Annotated in this window: 16 protein-coding genes; all 16 read right to left on the bottom strand. The window is 59.2% G+C overall.

The features are described from left to right. The 16 genes from A0O30_RS15770 to mnmE all read right to left on the bottom strand — a co-directional run bounded on the left by A0O30_RS15770 (position 1) and on the right by mnmE (position 15,867). Positions 1-777 (bottom strand): DeoR/GlpR family DNA-binding transcription regulator, encoded by a 777-nt coding sequence (locus A0O30_RS15770; RefSeq protein WP_016712766.1) that lies wholly within the window; start codon positions 775-777, stop codon positions 1-3. A gap of 190 nt (positions 778-967) precedes the next feature. Next, complete coding sequence (gene glmU, locus A0O30_RS15765; protein WP_028700024.1) at positions 968-2,335, bottom strand: bifunctional UDP-N-acetylglucosamine diphosphorylase/glucosamine-1-phosphate N-acetyltransferase GlmU; 1,368 nt, start codon at positions 2,333-2,335, stop codon at positions 968-970. Between the two features lie 122 nt (positions 2,336-2,457). Next, the gene (locus A0O30_RS15760; protein WP_010955886.1) at positions 2,458-2,877 is read right to left on the bottom strand and encodes a F0F1 ATP synthase subunit epsilon; all 420 of its coding nucleotides are present in this window, start codon (positions 2,875-2,877) and stop codon (positions 2,458-2,460) included. 43 nt (positions 2,878-2,920) lie between these two features. Continuing rightward, positions 2,921-4,297: a F0F1 ATP synthase subunit beta gene (gene atpD / locus A0O30_RS15755; RefSeq protein WP_027614801.1), complete on the bottom strand. Its 1,377-nt coding sequence runs from the start codon at positions 4,295-4,297 to the stop codon at positions 2,921-2,923. Between the two features lie 27 nt (positions 4,298-4,324). Continuing rightward, positions 4,325-5,185, bottom strand: a complete 861-nt coding sequence (gene atpG, locus A0O30_RS15750) for a F0F1 ATP synthase subunit gamma (protein ID WP_003253195.1) — start codon at positions 5,183-5,185, stop codon at positions 4,325-4,327. A 48-nt stretch (positions 5,186-5,233) separates the two neighbouring features. Further along, complete coding sequence (gene atpA, locus A0O30_RS15745) at positions 5,234-6,778, bottom strand: F0F1 ATP synthase subunit alpha (protein ID WP_016712768.1); 1,545 nt, start codon at positions 6,776-6,778, stop codon at positions 5,234-5,236. A gap of 21 nt (positions 6,779-6,799) precedes the next feature. Continuing rightward, entirely contained in the window at positions 6,800-7,336 is a 537-nt protein-coding gene (locus A0O30_RS15740; RefSeq protein ID WP_003253191.1) for a F0F1 ATP synthase subunit delta, read from the bottom strand. Positions 7,337-7,348: 12 nt separating this feature from the next. Further along, positions 7,349-7,819 carry a F0F1 ATP synthase subunit B gene (locus tag A0O30_RS15735; RefSeq protein WP_003253189.1) on the bottom strand — a complete coding sequence of 157 codons (471 nt, stop codon included), beginning with the start codon at positions 7,817-7,819 and terminating at the stop codon, positions 7,349-7,351. 56 nt (positions 7,820-7,875) lie between these two features. Next, the gene (gene atpE / locus A0O30_RS15730; protein ID WP_003097235.1) at positions 7,876-8,133 is read right to left on the bottom strand and encodes a F0F1 ATP synthase subunit C; all 258 of its coding nucleotides are present in this window, start codon (positions 8,131-8,133) and stop codon (positions 7,876-7,878) included. A 142-nt stretch (positions 8,134-8,275) separates the two neighbouring features. Next, positions 8,276-9,145, bottom strand: a complete 870-nt coding sequence (gene atpB, locus A0O30_RS15725; protein WP_003260030.1) for a F0F1 ATP synthase subunit A — start codon at positions 9,143-9,145, stop codon at positions 8,276-8,278. 16 nt (positions 9,146-9,161) lie between these two features. Further along, positions 9,162-9,569, bottom strand: coding sequence for a F0F1 ATP synthase subunit I (locus A0O30_RS15720; protein ID WP_011536507.1), 408 nt, complete (start codon positions 9,567-9,569; stop codon positions 9,162-9,164). 149 nt (positions 9,570-9,718) lie between these two features. Beyond that, positions 9,719-10,591 (bottom strand): ParB/RepB/Spo0J family partition protein, encoded by an 873-nt coding sequence (locus tag A0O30_RS15715; RefSeq protein ID WP_060499721.1) that lies wholly within the window; start codon positions 10,589-10,591, stop codon positions 9,719-9,721. A 9-nt stretch (positions 10,592-10,600) separates the two neighbouring features. Further along, the gene (locus A0O30_RS15710) at positions 10,601-11,392 is read right to left on the bottom strand and encodes a ParA family protein (RefSeq protein WP_012274913.1); all 792 of its coding nucleotides are present in this window, start codon (positions 11,390-11,392) and stop codon (positions 10,601-10,603) included. Positions 11,393-11,410: 18 nt separating this feature from the next. Next, positions 11,411-12,061 carry a 16S rRNA (guanine(527)-N(7))-methyltransferase RsmG gene (gene rsmG, locus A0O30_RS15705; protein ID WP_105947118.1) on the bottom strand — a complete coding sequence of 217 codons (651 nt, stop codon included), beginning with the start codon at positions 12,059-12,061 and terminating at the stop codon, positions 11,411-11,413. Further along, complete coding sequence (mnmG, locus tag A0O30_RS15700) at positions 12,058-13,950, bottom strand: tRNA uridine-5-carboxymethylaminomethyl(34) synthesis enzyme MnmG (RefSeq protein ID WP_105947117.1); 1,893 nt, start codon at positions 13,948-13,950, stop codon at positions 12,058-12,060. Before mnmG ends, rsmG begins: the two co-directional genes overlap by 4 nt. A 546-nt stretch (positions 13,951-14,496) precedes the next feature. Then, on the bottom strand, positions 14,497-15,867 hold the full coding sequence (gene mnmE, locus A0O30_RS15695) for a tRNA uridine-5-carboxymethylaminomethyl(34) synthesis GTPase MnmE (RefSeq protein ID WP_016712773.1): 1,371 nt from the start codon (positions 15,865-15,867) through the stop codon (positions 14,497-14,499). Positions 15,868-15,905 lie beyond the last annotated feature (38 nt).

Genomic DNA, 15,905 nt, shown 5'->3' with positions numbered 1-15,905 from the left:
TTATTGCTCCTGGCTGATCGCGGCGCAGATCAGATTGATGCCGCGGGCTTGAATTTGTTCACGTGCCGCTGCGGGCAGTCGTTCGTCTGTAATAAGGGTGTGCACGCTGCTCCAGGGCAGCTCAAGGTTGGGGATCTTGCGCCCCACCTTGTCCGACTCGACCATCACGATCACTTCGCGGGCAACTTCAGCCATGACCCGGCTAAGCCCGAGCAGTTCGTTGAAGGTGGTGGTACCCCGGCCGAGGTCAATGCCATCAGCACCGATGAACAGCTGGTCGAAATCGTAAGAGCGCAAAACCTGCTCGGCCACCTGGCCCTGGAACGACTCGGAATGCGGGTCCCAGGTACCGCCGGTCATCAGCAGCACCGGCTCGTGTTCAAGGTCGCTGATGGCACGGGCCACATTCAGCGAATTGGTCATCACCACCAGGCCAGGCTGACGCCCCAGCTCGGGGATCATGGCTGCCGTGGTGCTGCCGCTGTCGATGATGATGCGCGCATGTTCGCGGATTCGACCAACAGCGGCACGGGCGATGGCCTTCTTGTAGGAAGACACAGGCTGGGCCGGCTCACCGAGCAGTTCTTGAGGCACGGGTACCGCACCACCGTAGCGGCGGAGCAGCAGGCCGTTGGTTTCGAGGGCGGCGAGATCTTTGCGAATGGTTACTTCCGAAGTCTCGAAACGTTTAGCCAAAGCGTCCACGCTCACCTCGCCCTGCTCACTGAGCAACGCCAGGATGTTGTGCCGCCGCTGCGGGGTATTTCGTTTCGACATGAGTGCTTAAGTTTCGTTTCGAAAGATAATGGTTGCAATCAAAACCTAAGATGAACGATTCGTCAAGCTGTCGCTGCCCTGTGGATAGTTTTTACCGGTTCGCTGCAGCCCTACAGGCACCGCAAAAAGCCAATAAAAAAGCCGACTTACTCACATAAGTCGGCTTTCTATCGAAACAGCTGTGAACAAATCAGCTCTTCTTGATCTTCTCCGGGCGCTTCCAGCCCGAGATGTTGCGCTGGCGCGCACGGGCCACCGCCAGGTCACCGGCTTCGACGGCCTGAGTAATGGTCGAACCGGCTGCGGTGGTCGCGCCAGCCTGAATTTCCACAGGCGCTACCAGCGAGTTGTTCGAACCGATGAACACGTCCTCCCCCATCACGGTCTTGAACTTGTTCGCGCCATCGTAGTTGCAGGTGATAGTACCGGCGCCAATATTGGTGCGCGCACCGATTTCGGCATCGCCCAGGTAGGTCAGGTGACCGGCCTTGGCGCCTTCGCCCAAGTGGGCGTTTTTCAGTTCCACGAAGTTACCCACATGGGCTTTGGCATCCAGCACGCTACCTGGGCGCAGGCGGGCGAACGGGCCAGCATCGCTACCCTCGCCCATCACGGCGCCTTCAAGGTGGCTGTTAGCCTTGACCACCGCGCCTTTGCGCAGGGTGGTGTTCTTGATCACGCAGTTAGGGCCGATCTGCACATCGTCCTCAATGACCACCTTGCCTTCGAGAATCACGTTGATGTCGATCAGCACGTCACGGCCAACGGTCACTTCGCCTCGTACATCGAAACGTGCCGGGTCGCGCAGGGTTACACCTTGGGCCATCAGGCGGCGGCCTTCACGCAGCTGGTAGTGACGCTCCAGCTCGGACAGCTGGCGGCGGTCATTGGCGCCCTGCACTTCCATCGGGTCGTGCGGCTGTTCGGTAGCCACTACCAGGCCATCGGCCACTGCCATGGCGATGACGTCGGTCAGGTAATACTCGCCCTGGGCGTTGTTGTTCGACAGACGGCCCATCCAGTCAGCCAGGCGCGCAGCTGGCAATGCCAAGATACCGGTGTTGCCTTCCTTGATCGCTTTCTGCACGTCGTTGGCGTCCTTGTGCTCAACGATGGCAGTTACCTTGCCCTGCTCGTCACGGACGATACGGCCATAACCTGTCGGGTCGTCCAGGGTAACAGTGAGCAGGCCCAGCTGCTGGTCGTTGGCCTTGGCCAACAGGCGCTGCAGGGTCTCCACTTCGATCAATGGCACGTCACCGTACAACACCAGCACGGTGTCGGCAGTCAGCGCCGGCAGAGCCTGGGCAACAGCATGGCCGGTACCCAGCTGCTTATCCTGCATGACGAAGTTCAGGTCGTCAGCGGCCAGGCGCTCGCGAACCAGCTCGGCACCATGGCCAATCACAACATGAATACCTTGCGGCTGCAGTTGGCGCGCACTGTGGATAACATGGCCGAGCATGGAGTTGCCGGCTACCGGGTGCAGCACCTTGGGCAGCGCCGAGCGCATGCGGGTGCCTTGGCCGGCGGCGAGAATAACGATATCGAGTGACATTACTGGCTACCAATCCTGGGCGGTCAGTGAAATGACCGGGGGGGGAAAATCAGAAAAAGAAAAAGGGTAGCCGAGGCTACCCTTTTACTCAATCGCAACAGAAGTTATCAGCCAAAGGCCGGTTACTTGCCTTTGCGCATTTGCTGGACGGTACGCAGCTGGGCTGCGGCCTCGGCCAGACGTGCGGCGGCGGCACCGTAGTCGAAGTCCGCGCCTTTCAGATTCAGGGCGTTCTCAGCAGCCTTGAGGGCTTCCTGAGCCTGAGCTTCATCCAGGTCTGCAGCACGTTGCACGGTATCGGCAAGCACCTTGACCATGTTTGGCTGAACCTCGAGGAAGCCACCAGAGATGTAGAACACCTCATGGGCGCCACCCTGCTTGGTCAGCGTGATCGGACCAGGCTTGAGATTGGTGATCAGCGGCGCGTGGCCTGGAGCGATACCAAGATCACCCAGGTTACCGTGCGCAACTACCATCTCGACCAGGCCGGAGAAAATCTCTCCTTCCGCGCTGACGATATCGCAATGGACTGTCATAGCCATCTGCTTGCCTCAACCTGATAGCGCCCCTTGCGGGGCGCAGGAATTACAGTTTCTTGGCTTTCTCGATCGCTTCGTCGATGCTGCCGACCATGTAGAACGCTTGTTCTGGCAGGTGGTCGTAGTCACCTTTGAGGATGCCGCTGAAGCCAGCGATGGTGTCTTTCAGGGAAACGTACTTGCCTGGCGAACCGGTGAAGACTTCGGCCACGAAGAACGGCTGCGACAGGAAGCGCTGGATCTTACGAGCGCGGGCTACCAGTTGCTTGTCGGTCTCGGACAGTTCGTCCATACCCAGGATCGCGATGATGTCTTTCAGCTCTTTGTAGCGCTGCAGAACATACTGAACGCCACGAGCGGTCTCGTAGTGCTCGTTGCCGATCACGTTCGGGTCCAGCTGGCGCGAAGTCGAGTCCAGTGGGTCGACCGCTGGGTAGATACCCAGGGAGGCGATGTCACGGGACAGAACGACGGTGGCGTCCAAGTGGGCGAAGGTGGTCGCTGGCGACGGGTCGGTCAAGTCGTCCGCAGGTACGTATACGGCCTGAACGGAGGTGATCGAACCTTCCTTGGTGGAGGTGATGCGCTCTTGCAGAACGCCCATCTCTTCAGCCAGGGTCGGCTGGTAACCTACTGCCGAAGGCATACGGCCCAGCAGTGCGGATACTTCGGTACCGGCCAGGGTGTAACGATAGATGTTGTCGACGAACAGCAGAACGTCGTTACCTTCGTCACGGAACTTCTCGGCCATGGTCAGGCCAGTCAGCGCTACGCGCAGACGGTTTCCTGGCGGCTCGTTCATCTGACCGTAGACCAGCGCTACCTTGTCGAGAACGTTGGAGTCCTTCATCTCGTGGTAGAAGTCGTTACCCTCACGAGTACGCTCACCCACACCAGCGAACACGGAGTAACCGCTGTGTTCCATGGCGATGTTACGGATCAGTTCCATCATGTTTACGGTCTTGCCAACACCGGCACCACCGAACAGACCAACCTTACCACCCTTGGCGAACGGGCAAACCAGGTCGATAACCTTGATGCCGGTTTCCAGCAGGTCGTTGCCGCCTGCCTGGTCAGCGAACGATGGCGCTGGCTGGTGGATACCGCGACGCTCTTCTTCGCCGATCGGGCCGGCTTCGTCGATCGGGTTGCCCAGTACGTCCATGATACGGCCCAGGGTGGCCTTACCAACAGGAACGGAAATGGCAGCGCCGGAGTCAACGACTTCCAGACCGCGCTTCAGGCCTTCGGTCGAGCCCATCGCAATGGTACGAACCACGCCGTCGCCCAGCTGCTGCTGAACTTCCAGGGTGGTTTCCGCGCCTTGTACTTTCAGCGCGTTGTAAACACTCGGCACGACGTCACGTGGGAATTCCACGTCGATGACGGCGCCGATGATTTGAACGATACGTCCGCTACTCATAGCTGGATCCTCTGAATATGTGAACCGTTAAACCGCGGCAGCGCCGCCGACGATTTCCGAGATCTCCTGGGTGATCGCAGCCTGACGCGCCTTGTTGTAGATCAACTGAAGCTCTTTGATCAAATCACCGGCGTTGTCTGTGGCGTTCTTCATGGCGATCATCCGGGCCGCTTGTTCAGCAGCGTTGTTCTCGACCACCGCCTGGTACACCTGCGACTCCACGTAACGCACCATCAAGCCGTCCAGCAGCTCTTTTGCGTCGGGTTCGTACAGGTAGTCCCAGTGATGCTTGAGATCCTGATCCGGGGTTGCCACCAACGGTACCAATTGCTCGACCGTTGGCTTCTGGGTCATGGTGTTGATGAACTTGTTCGAAACCACCGAGAGGCGATCGATACGGCCGTCCAGGTAGGCGTCCAGCATCACTTTGACGGAGCCGATCAGATCGTTGATCGATGGCTCTTCGCCCAAGTGGCTGATCGCGGCTACGACGTTGCCGCCAAAGATGCGGAAGAAAGTCGCACCCTTGCTGCCGATCACGCACAGGTCGATTTCCACGCCCTGTTCGCGGTTTGCGCTCATGTCCTTGACCAGGGCCTTGAACAGGTTGGTGTTCAAGCCACCGCACAGACCACGGTCACTGCTCACCACGATATAACCGGCGCGCTTTACAGGGCGCTCGATCATGAACGGGTGGCGGTATTCCGGGTTGGCGTTGGCCAGATGACCGATCACCTGGCGGATACGCTCCGCGTAAGGACGGCTAGCAGCCATGCGCATTTGTGCCTTGCGCATTTTGCTGACCGCCACTTTCTCCATGGCGCTGGTAATTTTTTGCGTGCTTTTGATGCTCGCAATCTTACTGCGAATCTCTTTTGCGCCTGCCATGTATCACCTATCAGGTTAGCAAGCGGGGGCCACGGCCCCCGCTGCGGCTTACCAGGTCTGGGTGGCCTTGAACTTCTCGATACCGGCTTTCAGGCCAGCGTCGATTTCGTCGTTGAAGTCACCCTTCACGTTGATCTTCGCCATCAGTTCGGCGTGATCACGGTTGAAGAAGGCGATCAGTGCTTGCTCGAAGCTGCCGATCTTGGAGACTTCTACGTCAGTCAGGAAGCCACGCTCAGCGGCGTACAGCGACAGGGCCATGTCTGCGATGGACATTGGCGCGTACTGCTTCTGCTTCATCAGCTCGGTAACGCGCTGACCATGCTCCAGCTGCTTGCGGGTCGCTTCGTCCAGATCGGACGCGAACTGGGCGAATGCAGCCAGTTCACGGTACTGAGCCAGCGCGGTACGAATACCACCGGACAGCTTCTTGATGATCTTGGTCTGAGCGGCACCACCTACGCGGGATACCGAAACACCGGCGTTCACTGCAGGGCGGATGCCCGAGTTGAACATGGCCGATTCCAGGAAGATCTGACCGTCGGTGATGGAAATCACGTTGGTCGGAACGAACGCGGAAACGTCGCCAGCCTGGGTTTCGATGATCGGCAGAGCGGTCAGGGAACCGGTTTTGCCAGTGACTGCGCCGTTGGTGAACTTCTCGACGTACTCTTCCGAAACGCGCGAAGCACGCTCCAGCAGACGGGAGTGGAGATAGAACACGTCGCCTGGGTACGCTTCACGTCCTGGTGGACGGCGCAGCAGCAGGGAGATCTGACGGTAAGCAACGGCCTGCTTGGACAGGTCATCGTAAACGATCAGGGCGTCTTCACCGCGGTCACGGAAGAACTCGCCCATGGTGCAGCCGGCGTATGGCGCCAGGAACTGCAGTGCGGCGGATTCCGAAGCACTGGCAACGACCACGATGGTGTTGGCCAGGGCGCCGGCTTCTTCCAGCTTGCGAACGATGTTGGCAACGGTGGAACGCTTCTGGCCGACAGCAACATAAACACAGAAAATACCGGAGTCTTTCTGGTTGATGATGGCGTCGATGGCCATGGCGGTCTTACCGATCTGACGGTCACCGATGATCAGCTCGCGCTGGCCACGGCCGACAGGGATCATGGCGTCGACGGACTTGTAGCCAGTCTGTACAGGCTGGTCTACCGACTTACGCCAGATCACGCCTGGAGCCACTTTCTCGACTGCGTCGGTCTGGGTGTTGCCCAGAGGACCTTTGCCGTCGATCGGGTTGCCCAGTGCGTCAACGACGCGACCCAGCAGTTCCTTACCAACCGGAACTTCCAGGATGCGGCCGGTGCACTTGGCGCTCATGCCTTCGGCGAGGGTGTCGTATGCACCCAGGATCACTGCACCTACGGAGTCTTGCTCCAGGTTCAGGGCCATGCCGAATACGCTGCCAGGGAACTCGATCATTTCGCCGTACATGACGTCGGCCAGACCGTGGATCCGCACGATACCGTCGGATACCGAAACAACGGTACCTTCGTTACGGGCTTGGGAGCTCACATCGAGGTTGTCGATGCGGCCCTTGATGATTTCACTAATTTCGGAAGGATTGAGTTGCTGCATTGCTCTGCTGCCCCTTCAAACTCAAGATTTCAATGCTTCGGCCAGTTTCGCGATTTTGCCGCGAACAGAGCCATCGATTACCAGGTCACCAGCGCGGATGACGACGCCGCCAATCAGGCTGGCATCCTCCGACGCGTGCAGGCGCACTTCCTGGCCTAACCGTGCACTGAGAACCTTGGCGAGTTTGTCTTGCTGTTCTTGGTTCAACGCGAAGGCACTGGTGACTTCCACGTCCACGGATTTTTCTTGCTCGGCCTTGTACAGGTCGAACAGGGCGGCAATCTCCGGCAGAAGCAGGAGACGGTCGTTTTCCGCGGCAACATGAATGAAATTCTGTGCCTGTGCATTGAACTTGTCACCGCACACGTCAATGAACGTGGCGGCCTTTTCTGCGCTCGTCAGTCGCGGGGCCTTGAGCAGGCGCTGCATGGTGTCGTCTTGCGACACCGCAGCAGCCAGGCCGAGCATGGCTGACCAATTGGCCAGTTGCTGATGGGCCTGGGCATGCTCAAAGGCAGCCTTAGCGTAAGGTCGGGCCAACGTGGTCAGTTCTGCCATGATCGCCCTCGCTTAAATTTCAGCGGCCAGTTTGTTAACCAGCTCCGCATGCGCGTTTTGATCGATTGTGGCGCCAAGGATCTTTTCGGCACCGCCAACGGCCAGGGCACCCACTTGGGCACGCAGGGCGTCTTTAGCGCTGTTCAGTTCCTGTTCGATCTCGGCCAGAGCCTGAGCCTTCACACGGTCAGCTTCGACGCGGGCCTGTTCACGGGCTTCCTCGACAAGCTGAGCAGCGCGTTTCTTGCTTTGCTCAATGATTTCGGCTGCCTGTGCTTTAGCTTCACGCAGTTGCTGACCCGCTTTCTCTTGGGCCAGCTCCAGGTCGCGAGCTGCGCGGTTGGCAGCGTCCAAGCCGTCGGCAATCTTCTTTTGGCGCTCTTGCAGGGCAGTGATGACCGGAGGCCATACGTACTTCATGCAGAAGAGTACAAAAATCAGAAAAGCAACGGATTGGCCAATCAGGGTTGCATTAATGTTCACGCCAACACCTCGCTCGGTCTTAATTCATACAGCCATCAACTCGTGGTGACGAGTGATTAGCCGGCGATCTGACCAACGAACGGATTCGCGAAGGTGAAGAACAGAGCGATACCAACACCGATCATGGTTACGGCGTCGAGCAGACCGGCAACGATGAACATTTTAACCTGCAGCATCGGAACCATTTCTGGTTGACGAGCAGCGCCTTCCAGGAATTTGCCGCCCAGCAGGCCGAAACCAATGGCGGTACCCAGAGCACCCAGGCCGATCAGCAGAGCAACAGCGATAGCGGTCAGACCAACTACAGTTTCCATCTTTCCTCCCGACTTTTACGTCGTATTGGTTAGGTTTTTAGTTTGAAGCGGTAAAACAAATCGTGAGTACAGCTGCCCTTGCGGACTTTTTAAGCCCTCCCCCCGAACAGGCGAGGAAGGCTATCAGACACGCCAGGCGGTCTTAATGGTTATCTTCGTGCGCCATCGACAGGTAGACGATGGTCAGCATCATGAAGATGAAAGCTTGCAGGGTGATGATCAGGATGTGGAACACAGCCCACGCCCATTGCAGCACCACACCCAGGCCGCTGAGCCACAGCAGGCCGGAGCCGAACATGACAGCGATCAGGATGAACACCAGTTCGCCGGCATACATGTTGCCGAACAGACGCAGTGCCAGCGAGATCGGCTTGGCGATCAGGGTGACGAATTCCAGCAGGAAGTTGACCGGAATCAGCAGGATCTGAACGAAGATGTTCTTGCTGCCAAACGGGTGCAGGGTCAGCTCACCGATGAAGCCGCCCAGGCCCTTGACCTTGATGCTGTAGAAGATGATCAGGGCGAACACGCAGAAGGCCATGGCCAGGGTCGCGTTCGGGTCGGTGGTCGACACGGCGCGGAACGGAATGTGCGGGTCACCGGAAATCAGGATGGCCAGCTGAGGAATCCAGTCGACCGGAACCAGGTCGACGGCGTTCATCAGGAATACCCAGACGAAAATGGTCAGCGCCAGCGGAGCGATTACCGGGCTACGGCCGTGGAAGGAGTCCTTCACGCTGCCGTTGACGAAGTCGACCATCACTTCAACGAAGTTCTGCAGACCGCCAGGTTGGCCGGAAGTCGCCTTCTTGGCCGCCATGCGGAAGATGAACAGGAAGATCAGACCCAGCGCGACGGACCAACCCAGGGTGTCCAGGTGGAACGCCCAGAAGCCCATTGCCTTGGCTTCTGCAGCCGAATGGGCGAAGCCCCAGCTGCCGTCTGGTAGTTGACCGTAGGTCAGGTTCTGCAAGTGGTGCTGGATATAGCCCGAAGCGGTTTCTGCTGCCATGGTTGCCTCAAACGCCCTAAGGTCTCGAAAGTCTTTTATTCATCAGCAGGGGCGCGAACCAGCTGACCAAAAGGGTCAGCACGAAGACGCCGAATACTGCTAACGGCGCCAATGGCTTCACTCCTGCAAAGGTCAGTGCAAAAAGCACTGCCGTCAAAATCATCTTGCCTGCCTCGCCAGCGTAAAACGACTTGACGATGGCTTGTGCCGCCCGAGCTCCGCTGAAGCGAAAAGCCTTCCAGGCGAAATACACATTGGGCAGCCAGGCAATCAAACCTCCGCAAAGGCCTGAATATCCACTGACCACCCCTTTCCACTGCCACAACACCAAGGTTGCCAGCAGTAGTACGACGAATTGAGCCAGCAGTACCGGAAAAACCGCCCAGCGATGGAAAGGCAGGCGGTTTGGCGTGCGGATTTCCATCACAACTGCTCCTCGGAAGTCGACCAACAAGTCAGTTATGACTTGGCATAATTTGTGCCGACAAAATGCGCGCAGAGTATAGGGGTGGATTAACCCCTATTCAACTCTTCGGTAGTGATTTCCGACTGCGCGCTACAACAGGAATTGTTTCAGCGGATGTGAGCAAGCACGCCTTGCAACTCGTCAAGGGAGTTGTAACGAATAACCAACTGGCCTTTGCCCTTGTTGCCATGACGGATCTGGACAGCCGAGCCCAGGCGCTCTGCGAGCCGCTGTTCAAGGCGTGCGATATCCGGATCAGGTTTGCTCGGTTCGACCGGATCAGGCTTGTCACTGAGCCACTGACGCACCAGTGCCTCAGTTTGGCGCACGGTGAGGCCACGTGCGACAACATGACGCGCCCCCTCCTCCTGACGGTTTTCTTCCAGACCGAGCAATGCACGGGCGTGACCCATCTCCAGGTCACCGTGGGCGAGCATGGTCTTGATCGCCTCAGGCAGCGTGATCAGACGCAGCAGGTTGGCCACGGTCACCCGCGACTTGCCTACGGCGTCGGCCACCTGCTGCTGGGTGAGCTCGAATTCCTGCTGCAGGCGCTGAAGGGCCAGGGCCTCTTCCAGCGGGTTGAGGTCTTCGCGCTGGATATTCTCGATCAGCGCCATGGCAATGGCCGCCTCATCGGCCACTTCGCGGACCATGGCCGGGATCGTGTCCAGGCCGGCCTGCTGCGTGGCGCGCCAGCGGCGCTCACCGGCGATGATCTCGTAGCGGTTGTCGCCAATCGGGCGCACCACGATCGGCTGCATCACGCCATGGTTGCGAATCGAGTGCGCAAGCTCTTCGAGCGCCTCCGGGTCCATGTCCCGGCGCGGCTGGTACTTGCCACGCTGGATCAGCTCGACCGGCAGGTGTTGCAGTTCTTTCTGGTCGATCTTCACAGCCTGCTCTTCGAGCGCGCTGACGGAAGGACCACTGAGCAGTGCATCCAACCCACGTCCGAGACCCCGTTTCTTGACGGCCATACGGATTCCTTAAGTTGTTTGTGCAGTGCGTGATTGACGGCGTTGGCGGCGTACCAGTTCCCCGGCCAGGGCCAGATAAGCCAGCGCGCCTCGCGATTGCTTGTCGTAAGCCAGTGCCGGCATGCCGAAGCTCGGGGCCTCGGCCAGGCGAATGTTGCGCGGAATGACCGTGTCGTACAGCTGCGGGCCAAAGTGCTCCTTCAGCTGCGCCGAAACATCGTTGTTCAGGCTCAGGCGCGGATCGTACATGGTCCGCAGCAGGCCTTCGATCTTCAGCTCCGGGTTCAACCGGGCAGCGATGCGCTTGATGTTATCCACAAGGTCGCTGAGCCCTTCCAGTGCGTAGTACTCGCACTGCATGGGGATGATCACGCCATCGGAAGCGACCAGGGCGTTCAGCGTCAGCATCGACAGCGACGGTGGGCAGTCGATGAGGATGTAGTCGTAGTTCTCGCGGATAGGGGCCAGCGCGTTGCGCAGACGGCTCTCCTTGACCTGCATTTCCAGCAGCACCACCTCGGCGGCGGTCAGGTCGCGGTTGGCCGGCAGCAACTGGAAACCGCCGTGCTCGGAGTAATGCATGGCCTGGGCCAAATCGCATTCCCCGATCAGCAGGTCGTACACCGAGTGCTCGAGCTCGTGCTTGTCCACACCGCTGCCCATGGTGGCGTTGCCCTGCGGATCGAGGTCGATCAGCAGCACACGACGCTTGGTCGCCGCCAGCGAGGCGGCGAGATTGATACAGGTGGTTGTCTTGCCCACACCACCTTTCTGGTTCGCGATTGCGAATACCTTAGCCATTGTTGCGTGTGTTCCCAGTCATGCCTTGCGGCGCAGTATCAGCAGATGGCGCTGGCCCTGGCAACCCGGAACGGTCAGGGCCTGTTCGCTTTCCACTGTGAAGTCTGCGGGCAATGCTACCAGTTCATCGGCAGGATGCAGCCCCTTCATTGCAAGCCATTGCGTCCCGGTGTCGCCCAGGTGGCGGGTCCAGTTGGTGAAGTTCTCCATGCTGCTGAAGGCACGGGAGATGATGCCGTCGAACGGCTGCGCTGGCTGGAAGGCCTCGACCCGGCTGTGGATAACCGTGAGGTTGTCCAGCTTGAGCTCCATTTTCACCTGGGTCAGGAAGCGGGTCTTCTTGCCATTGGCGTCCAGCACAGTCACGCGCTTGTCCGGATGCAGGATAGCCAAGGGAATGCCGGGCATGCCACCGCCACTGCCCACATCCAGCCAGTTGACACGCTCGCTGTGGATAAACGGCATGACGCTGAGGCTGTCCAGCAGGTGGCGCGACACCATCTCGTCGGGGTCGCGCACGGCGGTGAGGTTGTAGGCTTTGTTCCATTTGATCAACAGGGCCAGGTAGCCGAGCAGCTTTTCGTGATGCTCGGTGCTCAGCTCGACACCAAGCTGGCGGGCACCTGTGGACAACTCTTCGGCGTGTTGCGGGGTGACCAGGGAACTCAAGCGCTTTGCTCCAATTCGCGGCCAGCGCCGCGTTTTTTCAAGTGAATCAGCAACAGGGAAATCGCCGCCGGGGTCACCCCCGGGATGCGCGAAGCCTGGCCCAACGTTTCCGGACGGGTCTGGCCAAGCTTGCCCTGGATCTCCTTGGACAGGCCGGAAATGGTCGTGTAGTCGATATCCACAGGCAGGCGGGTATCTTCGCTGGCACGCAGGCGGGCGATTTCGTCTTGCTGGCGATCGATGTAACCGGCGTATTTGGTACGAATCTCGACCTGCTCGGCAACTTGTGGGTCGATCGCATCACCGCCGGTCGCGTCGATCAGGCCGGCGTAGTCGATTTCCGGGCGCGCCAGCAGGTTGAGCAGGCTGTACTCGTGGCTAAGCGGGGTGCCGAACTTATCCACAATGGCTTGGCCTTGCTCGGTGTTCGGGCGCACCCAGGTCGACTTCAGGCGCTGCTCTTCGCGCTCGATACCCTCGCGCTTGGCGCAGAAGGCGGCCCAGCGTTGGTCATCGATCAGGCCCAGTTCGCGGCCTTTCTCGGTCAAACGCAGGTCGGCGTTGTCTTCGCGCAGGATCAGGCGGTATTCGGCACGCGAGGTGAACATGCGGTACGGCTCTTGAGTACCCAGGGTAATCAGGTCGTCAACCAACACCCCGATGTACGCCTCGTCGCGGCGCGGGCACCAGCTGTCGCGGCCCTGCGCACGCAGCGCGGCGTTGGTACCGGCCAGCAGGCCCTGGGCACCGGCTTCTTCGTAACCGGTGGTGCCGTTGATCTGCCCGGCGAAGAATAGGCCACCGATGACTTTGGTTTCGAGGCTGTACTTGAGGTCGCGCGGGTCGAAGTAGTCGTATTCGATGGCATAGCCCGGGCGCACGATGTGGGCGTTTTCCATGCCACGGATCGAACGCACCAGTTCCAGCTGCACGTCGAACGGCAGCGAAGTGGAAATACCGTTGGGGTACAGCTCATGGGTGGTCAGGCCTTCCGGCTCGATGAACACCTGGTGGCTTTCCTTGTCGGCGAAGCGGTGGATCTTGTCTTCGATCGACGGGCAGTAGCGCGGACCGACACCTTCGATCACGCCCGAGTACATCGGCGAACGGTCGAGGTTCGAGGCGATGATCTCGTGGGTACGCGCATTGGTGTGGGTAATCCAGCAGCTCACCTGACGTGGGTGCATTTCGGCATTGCCCATGAACGACATCACCGGGATCGGCGTATCGCCTGGCTGCTCGGTCATCACCGAGAAGTCCACCGAGCGGCCATCGATGCGTGGTGGCGTACCGGTTTTCAGGCGGCCGACGCGCAGCGGCAGTTCACGCATGCGGTGGGCCAGGGCGATCGAAGGCGGATCACCGGCGCGGCCGCCGGAATGGTTTTGCAAACCAATGTGGATAAGGCCGCCGAGGAAGGTACCGGTGGTCAGTACCACCGATTCGGCGAAGAAACGCAGGCCCATCTGGGTCACCACGCCTTTGACCTGGTCCTGCTCGACGATCAGGTCGTCGCAGGACTGCTGGAATATCCACAGGTTCGGCTGGTTTTCCAGGATTTCACGCACCACTGCCTTGTAGATGGCGCGGTCGGCCTGTGCTCGGGTGGCACGTACGGCCGGGCCCTTGCGGTTGTTCAGAACGCGGAACTGGATGCCGCTCTTGTCGGTGGCCAGCGCCATGGCGCCACCGAGGGCATCGATCTCTTTGACCAGATGGCTTTTGCCAATACCGCCGATGGCGGGGTTGCAGCTCATGTGACCGAGGGTTTCCACGTTATGGGTCAACAGCAGGGTTTTCACACCCATGCGTGCAGACGCAAGCGCAGCCTCGGTACCGGCATGGCCGCCGCCGATGACGATCACTTCAAAACGGGAAGGGAAATCCACCACGCACCTCGTGCCTGTTTTTGCGAATAGAGAAGGTAAGCGGACAAGTATAGGGACTTCACCCCCTTTAAAGAAACCGTCTGAGCAAATTTTGACCAGTCTGTGGATGAGTGGCAAACAACAGAAAACAAAGAGGAAAAATTTAAAAAAGCTTTGTTTTTATGTTTATTCTTATGCACAGCCTTGTCTGTGGATAAGGTTCTGTAGCCCCTTGTTCATGGCTTGTAGAGAGAAATTAAACCCTGTGGTTGGAGTGCCATGAGGGTTATGGATAACACGATTTAGCCTGTGGATTAAATGGCTCTTTACCCACAGCCCAGATTTTCCTCAGCAAAAAAGCCTGCTTATCAACGGAGCTAAAGGCGGGTTTTCCACAGGGCTCCTGAGCACCGATTGCCTTCTGTGGATGAGTGATGTGTGAGTTTCGAGGGCCTTGTCACGGGTAAACCCGCTCCCATAGCGATCTCCTCAAGGCTTGAGATGAGAAATTGCAGGCAAAAAAAAGCCGCTCCCGAAGGAGCGGCTCTTGATCTTGCCTGCTGTGGATTATTTGCCGATGCAGAAGCTGGAGAAAATCCGCCCCAACAAATCATCCGAGCTGAATGCCCCGGTAATTTCGCCCAGGGCGTGTTGTGCCTGGCGCAAGTCCTCAGCCAGCAGCTCTCCTGCACCTGCCAGGGTCAACTGAGCACGGCCGTGCTCAAGGTGTTCGCTGGCTTGGCGCAAGGCATCCAGATGGCGCCTACGGGCACTGAAACCACTCTCTGCAGTCTGTTCGTAACCCATGCAGGCCTTCAGATGGTCGCGCAGCAGTTGCAGCCCTGCATCGTCGCCTTTGGCGCTGAGGGTGATCGTCACATGGCCGTCATCACACTGCTCCAGCGCGACCCGTTCACCACTCAGGTCGGCCTTGTTGCGAATCAGCGTGACCTTGGCCGGGTCTGGCCGCTGGTCGAGAAATTCCGGCCACAAAGCGAACGGGTCGCTGGCCTCGGGCGCGGTGGAGTCGACCACCAGCAACACACGGTCAGCCTCGCCAATGGCCTTCAGGGCGCGTTCCACGCCGATCTTTTCCACATGGTCGTCGGTATCGCGCAGACCGGCCGTATCGACGACGTGCAGTGGCATGCCGTCGATGTGGATATGTTCCCGCAGGATGTCCCGGGTGGTACCGGCAATGTCGGTGACAATGGCCGCTTCCCGGCCAGCAAGCTGGTTCAGCAGGCTCGACTTGCCCGCATTCGGCCGGCCGGCGATGACCACCGTCATGCCGTCACGCAGCAAAGCGCCTTGCCCGGCCTCGCGTTGCACAGTGGACAACTCGCTGCGTACGGCATCGAGCATCGACAGCACGTGGCCATCGGCGAGGAAGTCGATTTCTTCTTCCGGGAAGTCGATAGCCGCCTCGACGTAGATGCGCAGGGCAATCAACGCTTCGGTAAGGCTGTGCACACGTTTCGAGAACTCCCCCTGCAGCGAACGCAGGGCGTTACGCGCCGCCTGGCTGGAACTGGCCTCGATCAGGTCGGCAATGGCTTCGGCCTGGGCGAGGTCAAGTTTGTCATTGAGGAACGCGCGCTCGCTGAATTCGCCTGGGCGGGCCAGGCGGCAGCCGACTTGTACACAGCGCTGCAGCAACATGTCCAGGACCACCGGTCCGCCGTGGCCCTGCAGTTCGAGCACATCCTCGCCTGTGAACGAATTCGGCCCGGGGAAGAACAGCGCGATCCCCTCATCCAGTACAAGCCCTTCATCGTCGCGGAACGGGCCGTAATGGGCATGCCGAGGGGTGAGTGTACGGCCGGTGATCAACTGGCCGGCCTTGGCAGCCAGAGGGCCGGACAACCTGACAATACCCACACCCCCGCGGCCTTGGGCGGTAGCGATGGCGGCGATGGTTTCACGCACAGTGTTCATGCTCGAAAGCCTCTACGACAAAAACGACAGATAGCAAA

This window comes from Pseudomonas sp. LLC-1, assembly GCF_002992185.1.
Classification (GTDB): domain Bacteria; phylum Pseudomonadota; class Gammaproteobacteria; order Pseudomonadales; family Pseudomonadaceae; genus Aquipseudomonas; species Aquipseudomonas monteilii.
Note: the sequence above shows the minus strand (reverse complement) of the source record. Positions and strands in the feature narration are given on the sequence as shown.

What these genes read in the sequence shown, in the direction of transcription:
- A0O30_RS15770 (WP_016712766.1), bottom strand. Translation starts at nt 777, where the DNA reads ATGTCGAAACGAAATACCCCGCAGCGGCGGCACAACATCCTGGCGTTG.
- atpD (WP_027614801.1), bottom strand. Translation starts at nt 4,297, where the DNA reads ATGAGTAGCGGACGTATCGTTCAAATCATCGGCGCCGTCATCGACGTG.
- atpB (WP_003260030.1), bottom strand. Translation starts at nt 9,145, where the DNA reads ATGGCAGCAGAAACCGCTTCGGGCTATATCCAGCACCACTTGCAGAAC.
- A0O30_RS15710 (WP_012274913.1), bottom strand. Translation starts at nt 11,392, where the DNA reads ATGGCTAAGGTATTCGCAATCGCGAACCAGAAAGGTGGTGTGGGCAAG.
- atpG (WP_003253195.1), bottom strand. Translation starts at nt 5,185, where the DNA reads ATGGCAGGCGCAAAAGAGATTCGCAGTAAGATTGCGAGCATCAAAAGC.
- A0O30_RS15720 (WP_011536507.1), bottom strand. Translation starts at nt 9,569, where the DNA reads ATGGAAATCCGCACGCCAAACCGCCTGCCTTTCCATCGCTGGGCGGTT.
- atpA (WP_016712768.1), bottom strand. Translation starts at nt 6,778, where the DNA reads ATGCAGCAACTCAATCCTTCCGAAATTAGTGAAATCATCAAGGGCCGC.
- glmU (WP_028700024.1), bottom strand. Translation starts at nt 2,335, where the DNA reads ATGTCACTCGATATCGTTATTCTCGCCGCCGGCCAAGGCACCCGCATG.
- atpE (WP_003097235.1), bottom strand. Translation starts at nt 8,133, where the DNA reads ATGGAAACTGTAGTTGGTCTGACCGCTATCGCTGTTGCTCTGCTGATC.
- A0O30_RS15715 (WP_060499721.1), bottom strand. Translation starts at nt 10,591, where the DNA reads ATGGCCGTCAAGAAACGGGGTCTCGGACGTGGGTTGGATGCACTGCTC.
- A0O30_RS15760 (WP_010955886.1), bottom strand. Translation starts at nt 2,877, where the DNA reads ATGGCTATGACAGTCCATTGCGATATCGTCAGCGCGGAAGGAGAGATT.
- A0O30_RS15740 (WP_003253191.1), bottom strand. Translation starts at nt 7,336, where the DNA reads ATGGCAGAACTGACCACGTTGGCCCGACCTTACGCTAAGGCTGCCTTT.
- mnmE (WP_016712773.1), bottom strand. Translation starts at nt 15,867, where the DNA reads ATGAACACTGTGCGTGAAACCATCGCCGCCATCGCTACCGCCCAAGGC.